The organism is Sphingomonas sp. LHG3443-2 (assembly GCF_049896405.1).
Taxonomy (GTDB): domain Bacteria; phylum Pseudomonadota; class Alphaproteobacteria; order Sphingomonadales; family Sphingomonadaceae; genus Sphingomicrobium.
Genome location: NZ_JAFCUG010000001.1, coordinates 714,509 through 726,808 on the forward strand (window position 1 = coordinate 714,509; position 12,300 = coordinate 726,808).

At 67.1% G+C, this 12,300-nt stretch carries 14 protein-coding genes; 5 read left to right on the forward strand and 9 right to left on the reverse strand.

Annotated features, from left to right (window positions below):
• Position 1: 1 nt before the first annotated feature.
• The 4 genes from ACP69Z_RS03540 to ACP69Z_RS03555 all read right to left on the reverse strand — a co-directional run bounded on the left by ACP69Z_RS03540 (position 2) and on the right by ACP69Z_RS03555 (position 3,781).
• A complete protein-coding gene (locus tag ACP69Z_RS03540) occupies positions 2–1,060 on the reverse strand; it encodes a serine hydrolase domain-containing protein (protein ID WP_426266170.1) in 1,059 nt (352 codons plus the stop codon).
• An 80-nt stretch (positions 1,061–1,140) separates the two neighbouring features.
• Positions 1,141–1,686 carry a tetratricopeptide repeat protein gene (locus ACP69Z_RS03545; protein ID WP_426266171.1) on the reverse strand — a complete coding sequence of 182 codons (546 nt, stop codon included), beginning with the start codon at positions 1,684–1,686 and terminating at the stop codon, positions 1,141–1,143.
• 80 nt (positions 1,687–1,766) lie between these two features.
• Positions 1,767–3,212 carry an ATP-binding protein gene (locus ACP69Z_RS03550; protein ID WP_426266172.1) on the reverse strand — a complete coding sequence of 482 codons (1,446 nt, stop codon included), beginning with the start codon at positions 3,210–3,212 and terminating at the stop codon, positions 1,767–1,769.
• The gene (locus ACP69Z_RS03555) at positions 3,209–3,781 is read right to left on the reverse strand and encodes a DUF7010 family protein (RefSeq protein ID WP_426266173.1); all 573 of its coding nucleotides are present in this window, start codon (positions 3,779–3,781) and stop codon (positions 3,209–3,211) included. Before ACP69Z_RS03555 ends, ACP69Z_RS03550 begins: the two co-directional genes overlap by 4 nt.
• 89 nt (positions 3,782–3,870) lie before the next feature.
• On the opposite strand from ACP69Z_RS03555, the gene recQ reads away from it, so the two are divergent.
• Both recQ and ACP69Z_RS03565 read left to right on the forward strand, forming a co-directional pair.
• On the forward strand, positions 3,871–5,628 hold the full coding sequence (recQ, locus tag ACP69Z_RS03560; RefSeq protein ID WP_426266174.1) for a DNA helicase RecQ: 1,758 nt from the start codon (positions 3,871–3,873) through the stop codon (positions 5,626–5,628).
• Between the two features lie 39 nt (positions 5,629–5,667).
• Positions 5,668–6,081 (forward strand): TIGR01244 family sulfur transferase, encoded by a 414-nt coding sequence (locus ACP69Z_RS03565; protein ID WP_426266175.1) that lies wholly within the window; start codon positions 5,668–5,670, stop codon positions 6,079–6,081.
• On the opposite strand, the gene ACP69Z_RS03570 is transcribed toward ACP69Z_RS03565, so the two are convergent.
• Positions 6,050–6,214 (reverse strand): putative signal transducing protein, encoded by a 165-nt coding sequence (locus tag ACP69Z_RS03570; RefSeq protein WP_426266176.1) that lies wholly within the window; start codon positions 6,212–6,214, stop codon positions 6,050–6,052. The genes ACP69Z_RS03565 and ACP69Z_RS03570 overlap by 32 nt on opposite strands.
• A gap of 53 nt (positions 6,215–6,267) precedes the next feature.
• A complete protein-coding gene (tldD, locus tag ACP69Z_RS03575; RefSeq protein WP_426266177.1) occupies positions 6,268–7,689 on the reverse strand; it encodes a metalloprotease TldD in 1,422 nt (473 codons plus the stop codon).
• A 76-nt stretch (positions 7,690–7,765) separates the two neighbouring features.
• Here tldD and ACP69Z_RS03580 point away from each other — a divergent pair, with 76 nt between their 5' ends.
• Positions 7,766–8,227, forward strand: a complete 462-nt coding sequence (locus ACP69Z_RS03580; protein WP_426266178.1) for an NUDIX domain-containing protein — start codon at positions 7,766–7,768, stop codon at positions 8,225–8,227.
• Between the two features lie 2 nt (positions 8,228–8,229).
• Here the strand turns inward: ACP69Z_RS03580 and ACP69Z_RS03585 are convergent, their stop codons facing one another.
• The 3 genes from ACP69Z_RS03585 to ACP69Z_RS03595 form a co-directional block, all read right to left on the reverse strand.
• The gene (locus tag ACP69Z_RS03585) at positions 8,230–8,424 is read right to left on the reverse strand and encodes a zinc-finger domain-containing protein (RefSeq protein ID WP_426266179.1); all 195 of its coding nucleotides are present in this window, start codon (positions 8,422–8,424) and stop codon (positions 8,230–8,232) included.
• A gap of 53 nt (positions 8,425–8,477) precedes the next feature.
• Complete coding sequence (locus tag ACP69Z_RS03590; protein WP_426266180.1) at positions 8,478–9,047, reverse strand: DUF4402 domain-containing protein; 570 nt, start codon at positions 9,045–9,047, stop codon at positions 8,478–8,480.
• Between the two features lie 117 nt (positions 9,048–9,164).
• Entirely contained in the window at positions 9,165–9,686 is a 522-nt protein-coding gene (locus ACP69Z_RS03595; protein ID WP_426266181.1) for a DUF4402 domain-containing protein, read from the reverse strand.
• A 112-nt stretch (positions 9,687–9,798) separates the two neighbouring features.
• On the opposite strand from ACP69Z_RS03595, the gene ACP69Z_RS03600 reads away from it, so the two are divergent.
• Together ACP69Z_RS03600 and nadB are read left to right on the forward strand one after the other, a co-directional pair.
• Complete coding sequence (locus tag ACP69Z_RS03600) at positions 9,799–10,719, forward strand: ABC transporter ATP-binding protein (protein ID WP_426266182.1); 921 nt, start codon at positions 9,799–9,801, stop codon at positions 10,717–10,719.
• Positions 10,720–10,721: 2 nt separating this feature from the next.
• Entirely contained in the window at positions 10,722–12,299 is a 1,578-nt protein-coding gene (gene nadB, locus ACP69Z_RS03605; RefSeq protein WP_426266183.1) for an L-aspartate oxidase, read from the forward strand.
• Position 12,300: the final 1 nt, after the last annotated feature.

A 12,300-nucleotide genomic window follows, 5' to 3' on the forward strand; every position in this document is an offset into this window, starting at 1 on the left:
GTCAGATGAGCGGCAGCAGCTGCTCGACCAGCGCGGTCAGCGCATCTTGGCTGAGGTCGCCATTGTTCAGCACCAGCACGGTGCGTCCTTCTCCCACGACATGCGCGAGGTGCGTTCGATACGCCTGGACCTTGCCGGTCTCCCACGCGACTCGCTTGCCGCCGATGGTGCGCACCCGCCCGCCGAGCGCGTAATTCTCCTGTGGCACGCAGACGCGAAGGAGCTCGGCGCGAAGGGCTGGGCCAAGCAGGCGGCCGGTGTCGAGCGTGAGGTACGCGGCCCGCACGAGGTCGGCGGCGCTGCTGTGGATGTTTCCGCTCGCTCCGCCGAACGGCGGCACCCGCGCTTCCTTGCGCTTGCCATCGGGGCCGTAGCCTGAAGCCAAGCCCGGCACCTCGCCGCTGCGTGTATCGACAAAGCCCGTTCGACCAAGACCGAGCGGCCGGAACACTTCTTGCCCAAGAACCTGCTCGAACGAGCGGCCGGTTACCCGCTCCAAAGCGGCGTGCAGCAGCACCCAGTTGAAGAAGCTGTAGTCGAACCGCTCGCCCGGGCGGAACGCCAGCGGCCCGTCGCCAAAGCGGCTCACCATCGCGGCCGACCCCTCGACCGAGTTCCTCAGCTCGGGGTCCGACCCGATCGCCTGGGTGACCCGGTCAGGGATTCCGCTGTCGTTGGCAAGAAGATGCTCGAGCGAGACATCGCCATAGGGCCCTGTCAGGCTCGGTAGGTAGGTGCGCAGCGGCGCTTCAAGCCGCATCCGCCCGCGCCCGACGAGGCGCAGAACGGCAAGCGCAGTGAACCACTTGGAGACCGATCCGATGCCGAAGGTCGTGACGGCGCTCACCGGCACGCCGCGCTCGCGGTCGGCAAGGCCAAACAGCCGCTGGTGCGTGATGCGTCCGCGCCGCGCGAGCGTCACCGCACCGCTAAACGCGTGGGCGCCAACGAAGCGGTCGATGATGTCGTCGGCGGCAACGGCAGGTGCCGCAGCGGCTCGACCAGCGAGCAGGGTCGCGGAGGCGACACCGCCAAGAAAGAGGCGGCGATCGATGATCATGAGGAATGAAGCCTTCGTGACGCTGGACAGGCCCACCCTTTAGCCGGGCCGGCCAGCGTCACGCGAGGGGTAAAGTGGCCTCAGCCCTGCCGGTTGGCCTGAGCCAAAAAGTGCCCGAGCACCTCCGAGGCACGGTCGAGCTGCGCGCTATCTTCGCAGCTGGCGGCGCAGCGGGTGCGGCGGGTTTCGATCTGGCGCAGCGCCCTCTCGGCCCGCTCACGTTTTCCGGCGCGCAGGTCGAGCAATGCCACGCCAAGTGTCGATCCGACATGGTGAGGATTAAGGTCAAGGCTGGCCTGGAACGAGCGCGAGGCGTCGGCGTAATCGCCAAGGTTCGCTGCCGCGATGCCGATCAGGTAACGGCCTTCCGATGTGGTGCGTGCCTGGCGGTTCGTTTCGACCTCTTTGCGAGCGGCGCGATATTCGCCCTTGGCGAGTTGCGCTCGGGCGACGGCGAGGCTGTCGGACTTGCCGGGCGGAAGGATCGGCACCGCTTGGTGATAGCGATAATACTCCGACGGCGGCGGGGTCACCTCGATCCCCGAGGTCTGGGCCGCAGCTGGGGTGACGGACGCCAACAGGCCGGCGGCGGAGAGGGCGAACAGGCGAAGGTACAGTCGAGTCATGGGATCGCTCCTTCATTCGGCGGTAACACCGTAACATGAAAGCGCGCGGAGTCTAATTTGGTGCCGCCGGTTCGGCGCGATCAGGCCGCCGCAGTGCTCCAGCCGAGGCGGGGAATGGCAATGCTGCGCTTGCCGCTGAGATCGGTGCGGATGACGATGAGGTCGCGGCTTTCGATGTAGCTCAAGAGCCGACGGGCGCGGCCGAGGCTGGCGGTGCCGTAGCTTTGCGCGATCGCTTCGTCGGACGGGGTCGGCTGGCGATCGCGGGCGGCGCGGGCCAGCAAAAGGAACGGGCCGAGCATGTCTTCGGGAAGGCCCTGCGCTGCGTCGAGCGCGGGCTGCCAGTCCGGGTCTTCGGTGAAGATGCCGGCACGGGCCATCGCCAGGCGGCGGGAGAATGCGGGGAGATCGAGTGGGGAAGGCGCGACGCCCGCCATCCGCAGCCGGACGGTAAAATCCTGGAACAGCACCGCGGCCGAGCGGCAGCTGCTATCGCTGTCGGCAACCATCGCTTCGAGCACGGTGGCAATAGCAAAAGCCTGTTCCTCGTCCGTTTTCTCTAGAAGCGACGGCGCAGGCGCGGCCGTTTTCGCCGCGAGTTGCTCGAGCAGGGTTTCGGAGGGCGGCGCGGCTGGCGCCTTCTTTGGCGGCGGCGCGGGTTCGAAGTCGAAGCCGGGCTGAAAGAGCAGCTCCTGCAAATCGGCGCTCGGGGTCGCGGTCGGCAGGGGGACGAGCTTGGGGCTCATCGAGCGGGCGCGGGTCTCGACCTCGCCGATCGCCACCGACAGCGGGCGACGGCTGATGGCGGGACCGAGTGCGAGAAAGGTGCCGCGCGGCAGGTCGCGGATGGCTTCGGCCTGGCGCCGTTCCATGCCGAGGAGATCGGCGGCGCGGGCCATGTCGATGTCGAGAAAGGTGCGGCCCATCAGGAAGTTGGACGCTTCGGCGGCGACATTCTTGGCGAGCTTGGCCAAGCGCTGGGTGGCGATGATCCCGGCGAGGCCACGCTTGCGGCCGCGGCACATGAGGTTGGTCATCGCGCTGAGCGAGGCGCGGCGGACGTCCTCGGCTACCTCGCCCCCGCCGGCGGGCGCGAACAGCTGGGCTTCGTCAACCACCACCAGCGCCGGGTACCAATGGTCGCGTGGCGCATCGAACAGTGCGGACAGGAAGGAGGCGGCGCAACGCATCTGGCCTTCGGCTTCGAGGCCCTCGAGGCTGAGCACGACCGACACGCGATGCTCGCGGATGCGGGCGGCGGCGCGGGCGATTTCTTTTTCGTCATGCTCGGACGCTTCGATCGCGAGATGACCGTAGGGACCGGCGAGGGTGACGAAATCGCCTTCGGGATCGATGATGATCTGCTGCACCTGCCCCGCGCTTTTTTCGAGCAGGCGGCGCAGCAGGTGCGACTTGCCGCTGCCCGAATTGCCTTGGACGAGCAGCCGGGTGGCGAGCAGTTCTTCGAGATCGATGGTGATGGGCTGGCCTTGCGGCGACAGGCCCATGTTGACGGCGACGGTCATGCGGTGGCGGCGCGACCCTCCGCGGCGGAGCCGACCGGGCGCATGACGGCAAGCGAGTAAAGATAGGCGGCGACAACGACGGCGCAGATCGCGCTCGCGGTCCATGGCGCCGGGCACAGGCCATAGGCAAGATAGCAGCCGATGCCGCGGCCCACGGCATGGACGATGCCGCTCTTGTCGTCGGCGGCCCAGCCGTAGGGAATCCACACCACGCCCGCCAGGATCGCCATGCCCAGCAGGACCAAGAGCGGCTGGCCACCGGCCGAGCCGATCACCGCGAGCGGAATGGTGAGCGCGACCATGACGATGCCGAGCAGGAACAGGGTAGTCAGCGGATTGCCGTCGTTACTGAAGAGGTTGCGGCCGCGAGCACGCTCGATGAGAAAGGCCAGCGGCAGGATCACGGCCATGATGTAAAGCGAGGCATTCGCGATCGTGCGCTCGGGCAGCATCGCGCCGGCCACGCCAAGCGCTGCCCAGGCCGCCAAACCGGCAATCGGCATGGCGTTGGTGCTGGTGGCGCGGAAGTCTGCCTGGAGCTCGGCCAGGCTGCGGTCGGTCATGGTCATCACTTGCTCCCCTTGCCTGTCGTTTGACGATGCCCACTGCGCAATACAAGGTTGCCTTGCCCGGCTGCTTGCCGCCAAGGCCCTTTTCTGTGACCGACCCGCATCAGCTTTTGAAACAAGTCTTTGGATTCGACCACTTCCGCGGGGTGCAGGAAGAGGTGGTCGGACGCGTGCTGAGCGGGCGACACACGCTGGCGATCATGCCGACCGGGGCCGGCAAGTCGCTCTGCTACCAGCTGCCGGCTCTGGCGCTCGACGGCACGGCGCTGGTCATCTCGCCGCTGATTGCGCTGATGCACGATCAGATCCGTTCGGCCGAGGCACTCGGGATTAGGGCCGCGGCGCTAACCAGCGCCGACGATCGCGAAGCGGTGGTGCGGCGGCTTTGCGACGGTGAGCTCGACCTGCTTTACGTGGCGCCGGAGCGGGCGACGGGTGAGGGATTTCGGCGGCTGGTCGACCGGGTGCCGCTGTCGCTGATCGCGATCGACGAAGCGCATTGCGTCAGCGAATGGGGGCATGATTTCCGACCGGACTACCGGCTGCTCAAGGGGCTGCTCGACGATCATCCCGAGCTGCCACGCCTCGCGCTGACCGCCACCGCCGACCCGCGCACCCGGGCCGACGTGCTGGTGCAGCTCGGCATTCCCGAGGACGGGCTGATCGTGTCGGGCTTCGACCGGCCCAATATCCGTTATCATATCCGCAATCGCGACAGCGGCGGGCGGCAGATCGTCGCATTGCTAGCCGAGCGGCCGGGCCCGGCCATCGTGTACGCGACCAGCCGGCGCGAGACCGAGAGCCTGGCCGCGCAGATCGCGGCGAGTGGGCGGCCGGCACTGCCCTATCACGCCGGGCTCGACCCCGCGGTGCGCGCGGCCAACCAGGCGGCATTCGTGGCCTCCGAAGAGATGGTGATGGCGGCGACCATCGCGTTCGGGATGGGGATCGACAAGCCCGACGTGCGCACCGTCATCCACTCCGGCAGCCCGAAGTCGATCGAGGCTTATTATCAGGAGACCGGCCGCGCCGGGCGTGACGGCGAACCGGCCGAAGCGCATTTGCTATGGGCGGCCAAGGATTTCGCGCTCGCCCGCCAGCGGATCGAGGAAGTGCCGGCCGAGCGGCAGGCGGAAGAACGCAACCGTCTCGCCAGCCTTGCCGCCTTCGTGGAATCGACCTCCTGCCGCCGCGCGATCCTGCTGCGCCATTTCGGCGAGGACCCGCCTTCCGAGTGCGGCAATTGCGACAATTGCCTCAATCCGCCGCAGACCGTCGAGGTGACCGAGGTCGCGCGCAAATTGCTGTCCGCCGCGTTCCGCACCGAGATGCGCTTCGGGGTCGGGCATCTGGCCGACGTGTTGGCGGGCAAGGAGACCGACAAGGTCTTTTCCAACAATCACCACCGATTGAGCGTGTTCGGAATCTGTAGCGCCGACGAACTGGCGCTGGTGCAGCCGGTCGCCCGCGCGCTGATCGCCCGCGATGCGCTGCGGGCCGACGCTTATGGCGGCCTCAGCTTCGGTCCGGGTGCACGCGGTATCCTCAAGGGCGGAGAAGAAGTGCGGATCGCGCTTCCGCCGCCCAGGAAATCGCGCCGCCGCCGAGGCGAGGTTGTGGACGGCCCGGCCGACCCCTTGTTCGACGCGCTGCGCGAGGAGCGGCGGCGGCTGGCTAAGGAAAGCGCGGTGCCGCCTTATGTCGTCTTCCACGATTCGACCCTGCGCGAGATTGCGGCGGCGCGGCCGGGCACGCTTGCCGAGCTTGGCCGGGTGCAGGGGGTCGGCGTGGCGAAGCTCGAGCGTTATGGCGAGGCAATGCTGGGCGTGGTGCGCAGTCACGGCTAACGTCGTGACCATCGCGCCGCAACCGAGAGGGACCAAGGGATGACCGAGTTCAAGGCACTGGACGAGCACACCCTGGTTTCCGGCCAGATCAGCATCGACGATCTTGCGGAAGCGCGGCGTCATGGCGTCACCATGGTGATCAACAACCGCCCCGATGGCGAGGACCCGGGCCAGCCGACCAGCGCCGAGATCGAGGCGGCGGCGGAAGTGGCGGGGATCGACTATCGCCACATCCCGATCGCCCGCGGCATGGGCCCGGCGCAGATCGAGGAAATGGTCTCGGCCCGAAGCGAGCTGGGCGACGGCAAAATGCTTGCCTTCTGCCGCTCGGGGATGCGCTCGACGCTGGCATGGGCGGTCGCCTGCCGCGAGCAGGGCGTCCCGCGCGAGGAGCTGGAGGAAAAGGCGCACGGCGCCGGCTTCAGCCTGGCGGCAGTAGATCACCTTCTGTGAGAATGGCGCGGGCGTCCGCGCTGTCCTCGTCGAGCGCCATCAGCCGGACCGGCATCACGGCGCCCACGCCGAGGTAACTGTGGACCTCGGCATCGAACAGGATGCTGTCGATCCCGTGGCTTTCGAGCAGCATCCGCGCCAGGTCTGCCTCGACCCGGGTGGCGAACCGCGCGAGCTCGACCAGGCTCAGGCGGTGCCGCCCACGGTCAGTCCCTCGATCAGCAGGGTCGGCTGACCGACGCCGGCCGGCACGCTCTGGCCGCCCTTGCCGCAGATGCCGACACCCTCGTCGAGTTCGAGGTCGTTGCCGATGCCTTTGACCCGGGTCAGCACGGTCGGCCCGTCGCCGATCAGCGTCGCGCCCTTCAAGGGCTCGGCCAGCTTGCCGCCGCGGATCCGGTAGGCCTCGGTGCAGCTGAAGACGAACTTGCCGCTGGTGATATCGACCTGCCCGCCGCCAAAGCTCTTGGCGTAGATGCCGTCCTTGACCCGGCCGAGCAGTTCGCCCGGATCGTCCTGCCCGCCGAGCATGAAGGTGTTGGTCATCCGCGGCATGGGCGCATGGGCGAAGCTTTCGCGGCGGCCGTTGCCGGTCGGCTCGACCCCCATCAGCCGGGCGTTCAAGCGATCCTGCAGATAGCCGACCAGGATGCCATCCTCGATCAGGGTGGTGCGACCGGTCGGCGTGCCTTCGTCGTCGATCGACAGGCTGCCGCGTCGCTCGTGCATCGCGCCGTCGTCGACCACCGTCACGCCCGGCGCCGCGACCCGCGTGCCGAGGCGACCGGAAAAGGCGCTCTGGCCCTTGCGGTTGAAATCGCCCTCTAGCGTATGGCCGACCGCTTCGTGCAGCAGCACGCCGGGCCAGCCGGGACCGCACACCACCGTCATCTCGCCGGCCGGCGCATCGACCGAATCGAGGTTCACCAGCGCCTGGTCGAGGGCGATGTCGATTGCACGGTTCCAGGTCGCTTCGTCGAACAGGCGGTGCATGTCGTAGCGGCCGCCGAGGCCGTGGAAGCCCATTTCGCGGCGACCGTTCTGTTCAACCACCAGCTGGACATTCAAGCGAACCAGCGGGCGCACATCGGTCGCAACGAACCCGTCGGCACGGACGATCTCGACCACCGACCAGCTCGCCTGCACCCCGACGCTGACTTGGCAAACGCGCGGGTCGCGGGCGCGGGCGGCGGCGTCGATCATCTGGCAGAGCGCGACCTTGTCCGAGAAAGGCAGGGCGCCGAGTGGATCCTCCGTGCCATATTGCGCGCGGTTGGTGCGCGGCGGCGCGGCGGTCGGCTTGCCGCCGGCGGTCAGCAGGCGCAGCGTCTCGGCCGCGCGCTCGATGGCGGCGGCGCTGAGCTCATTGGCATGGGCAAAGGCGGTCGCCTCCCCGCTGACACCGCGCAGGCCGAAGCCCTGCCCGACATGGTAGTCGGCAGTCTTGAGCCGTCCGTCGTCGAAGCCAAACGCCTCGCTGCGGCGATACTGAAGGTAGAGCTCACCATCGTCATGCGCCGACAGGTGGCGCGCGGCGAGCCGGCGGGCGTCGTCGGGGTCGAGCCCGGCGTTATACAGGAAGCGGCGCGGATCGGAGAGCTCGGTCATGCCCCATCATATAAGCGGGTCTGAAGCAGGGACCAGTGGCTTGCCGCGGGCGTGTGGCCTTCTACCTTGGGGGCAAATGAACCGCCTTCTTCAGCTCGGCTGGGCGCTGCGGCGGCGCGTGATTGGCGCGCTTCGGCTGCGCACGCGCGGGGTCAAAGTGATGCTGTTCAACGGCCAGGGCGAGTTGCTGCTGATCCGCAACGGTTATGGCGATACGCGCTCGTTCGTGCTGCCCGGCGGCGGGGTCGGCCGGCGCGAAGACCCGCTTGCCGCCGCGTCGCGAGAGCTGATGGAGGAAGTCGGGATCGCCGCTGCCGACCTTCGGCTGCTCGGAGACTATCAGGCGAGCAGCGAAGGCAAGCGCGACAGCATCAGCCTGTTCGAGGGCAGTTCCGATCAGCCGATCAGGATCGACGGCCGGGAAGTCAGCGGAGCGGGGTTCTTCCCGCTTGAGGCGCTGCCCGTGACAACCTCACCCGCCACCCGGCGCCGCGTGCGGCAATGGCAGAACGGCGGTCCATTCGGCGGCGCCTGGTAGGATCAGGCGGCGTCGCCGTTGTCGGCGGGACCGCCCTTCAGCACGAAGCGGCGATCGCAATAGCCACATTCCACCCAGCCCTTCTCATCGATGCGCAAGAACACGCGCGGGTGGCCAAGCGCGGGGCTGATGTCGCCGCTGCCGTCGCAATGAACGGCGTTGGTGGTGACAGAAATGACTTCGGGAGGCGGCTGCATAACCCTTGCGGGTTAGCAACCACCTCCCGTCGCTTCAATAAGCTGTGGGGTACTTATTGAAAGTCGGCGTTGACGAGAACCGTGCCGCTGTACAGGCCCGGCATCTGCTGCGGAGCAACGGTGAGGGTTCCGCCAACATAGATGTAGAAGACGCCCGTCGAGCCGATGGTCACCGAACCGTCTTCGGCATCGGCGTTGAGCGCGCCCGAGAACGGCATGGTGGCCGTCGGATCGTCCTGGTTGACCAGGGTCGCCGGGAAGGTGCGGGTGATGTTGACGATCTGGGTCGGAAGGCCGTTGCCGACCAGGCGGCCGCGCTTGGCGCTGCCCGCACCGGCGGTGAGGGTGCCGGCATTCACCGTGATGGTGCGCAGGCTGCTCGGATCATTGGCGCTGACGGCGACCGAACCCGACGCCGCCGGCGACGCGATCAGGGTGCCGAAGTCGAGGTTGTCGAGACCTTCGATGGTCGCCGGCTGGATCAGCAGGGCGGTGGCATCGATGGAGCCCGAATCCTGCGACGGAAGCGAGGCCGGCGGCGGCGGCGTTACCGTCTGAGCGGCGGCCGGAACGGCGAAAGCGGTAGTGGCGGCGAGCGCCGCGAAGGTCAGAAAAGTGCGCATGTCCTTGAGTTCCCCACATTTGTTGAACTCATCCAAAATGGACGGACTGTTTCAACGACGCTTGAAGGTATTTGCCCAAGCGCGCGTTAAGGCTGAATGTTGAGGGTTGGCGCTGCCTTAAGGGTATTGAATCGTGACGTCGAACTCGCCGGAGTAAACACCTTCAGCTTGACCCGCAGCGACGACCAGCGTGGCGCCGACATTGAAGGCGAAGGCTTCTGACCGCGCCAGCGTGCGCTTGTCCTGGCCTTGCAAGGTGAAGTCGCGCACCACCATGGTCTCCGTACCGCCGATACGGCGAATGGTGATCGGTTGCTTGGGAATGCGGATGATCACCACCGACGCGCTTCGCGACGCGCCGATAAAAGCCGCGGGCCGCGGATTTCCGCCAAGCGAGGTGACGAGACCGGTGGTCGACAGCTTGCTCGACACGGGATCAATGACGACGGTGCCCGCTCCGTTGGACGCAAGCAGGCCGAAGTCGAGATTGGCCTGGGTGGTCAGCGTCAAGGGGTAGATCAGCACGCTGCTGGCCCCGGCCCGCGGTGTCGCCGACTTCGGCGGCATCTGCTGCGCGCTTACGCCGGCCGGCAACAAGGCCAGCCCGGCGAAGGTAAACAGGAAGCGCAACGGCAACATGCCCGCTTGCCTAGGCTGGTTAACACCAAATCCACCCTACGAAGTAAGGTAAATTCCTCATTCACCAGTTTGGCTTCCTTGGTCGAAGCCGCGTCGCTAAGCGTCCAGTCCCATGAGCAGCCCCGTTCCAGCGATCCGAATCACCGACCTTGGCAAGACCTATGCCGGCGGCAAACGCGCTTTGGACGGAGTCTCGCTGGAAGTGCGCCAGGGAGAATTCTTCGGACTGCTCGGCCCCAATGGCGCGGGCAAGTCGACGCTGATCAACATTCTCGCTGGCCTCGTCGGCAAGAGCGAGGGCAAGGTCGAGATCTGGGGTTTCGACATCGACCAGCATCCGCGCAACGCCAAGCTGTCGATCGGCATCGTGCCGCAGGAGATATTGTTCGACCCCTTTTTCACCCCGCGCGAGGCGCTGGAGATCCAGGCCGGTCTCTATGGCGTGCCGCCGGGAAAGCGCCGAAGCGACGAACTGCTCGCGGCCATGGGGCTCACCGACAAGGCGCATGCCTATAGCCGCACCCTGTCAGGCGGGATGAAGCGGCGGCTGCTGGTCGCGAAGGCGATGGTTCATTCGCCGCCTATCCTGGTTCTCGACGAGCCGACCGCCGGCGTGGACATCGAGCTTCGCCAGCAGCTCTGGGCCTATGTGAAGGAGCTGCACGCGTCCGGCGCGACGGTGATCCTCACCACCCACTATCTCGAAGAAGCCGAGCAATTGTGCGAGCGAATCGCCATCATCAATCACGGCAAGGTGGTCGCCAATGAGTCGACCCGCACCCTCCTCTCCCGCGCGCAGGAGAAGAATGTGGTGGTGACGGTCGACCGCGATCTCGAGGATGTCCCGGCGAATATCTGCTTCGACAGGGTGACGCTCGAAGGCAGCCGAAGCCTCGCCATCACCTATCAGAAGGACAAGGTGAACGCGGGCGAGGTGCTGGCTGCCTTGCAGCGTGACGGGCTGGGAATCGTCGATGTGGTGACCCGCGAACCCGATCTCGAGGACGTGTTCCTGAGCCTGGTGCGCCGCTAGTGGTGCAATCGTTCGACGTGCTGATCATCGGCTCGGGCGCGGCCGGGCTGACCGCGGCGCTCAACCTTGCCGAGCATCGCCGGGTTGCGGTCATCGCCAAAGGCGCGCTCGGCGAAGGGGCGACCGGCTGGGCGCAAGGCGGGATCGCCGCGGTGCTGGAGGAAGGCGACAGCTTCGAAGCGCATGTCGAGGATACGATGGTGGCCGGGGCCGGGCTCAACGACCGCGACGTAGTCGAGCATGTCGTCGGCGCCGCCCCCGCCGCCATCCAGCGGCTGCGCGAGCTTGGCGTGCCGTTCGCGGAAGAAGGCGGCGCGTTGCACCTGACCCGCGAGGGCGGGCACAGCCACCGGCGGATCGTCCATGTTGCCGACGCCACCGGCTGGGCGGTGCAGCAGGCGCTGGAGCGGGCGGCCGCGGCCAATCCCAACATCGTGCTGCTACCCGACATGGTCGCGGTGGATCTCATCACCGGCCGCAACGAGGAACGGTTTTCGACCAGCGGGGCGGTCCACGGCCTTTACGCCTTCAACCGCAAGACCCGGAAGGTCGAGACGCTGACCGCGCGGGCGACGATCCTGGCGACGGGCGGAGCGGGCCGGGTTTACCTTTATTCCACCGCGCCGCGCGGCGCGACGGGCGACGGCATTGCCATGGCGTGGCGCGCGGGCTGCCGCGTGTCGAACATGGAGATGATGCAGTTCCACCCGACCTGTCTTTACCATCTCGAAACCAAGAACTTCCTGATCACCGAGGCGGTGCGCGGCGAAGGCGGGATCCTCAAGCATCCGCTGACCGGACACCGTTTCATGCTCGACTATGACGAGCGGGCCGAGCTCGCGCCCCGCGACGTGGTCGCCCGTGCCATCGACAATGAGATCAAGCGCGACGGGCTCGACTTCGTCCACCTCGACATCTCGCACCGCGACCCCGCGTTCGTGCGCGAGCATTTCCCGAACATCTATGAAAAGCTGATCGGCCTCGGCATCGACATGACGAAGGAGCCGATCCCCGTCGTGCCGGCGCAGCATTACACCTGCGGCGGGGTGGTGGTGGACCTTGCCGGCCGGACCGATGCGGCGGGGCTCTATGCGGCGGGTGAGGTGACCGAGAGCGGGCTTCATGGCGCCAACCGGCTGGCCTCCAACTCGCTGCTGGAATGCCTTGTGTTCGGCGAAGCGGCGGCGCGCGACATTCTGGCGCGGTGGGACGAACTGCCGCCTGTCGCCAAGGTTCGCGAATGGGACGAAAGCCGCGTGACCAACAGCGACGAGGAAGTGGTGATCGCCCAGACGTGGGGCGAGATCCGCCGGTTCATGTGGAATTATGTCGGCATCGTCCGCACCACCAAGCGGATGGAGCGAGCCAAGCGCCGGATCGACATGCTGCGCGGCGAGATCACCGACTATTATGCCAACTTCCGCGTCACGCCCGACCTTATCGAGCTGCGCAACCTGGTCGAAGTGGCCGACCTCATCGTCCGCTCCGCCCTTCGCCGCCGCGAAAGCCGCGGGCTGCACTTCACCCGCGATTATCCGAAAACGCTGACGCAGCCCCGCGACACGGTGCTGACGCCCTGAG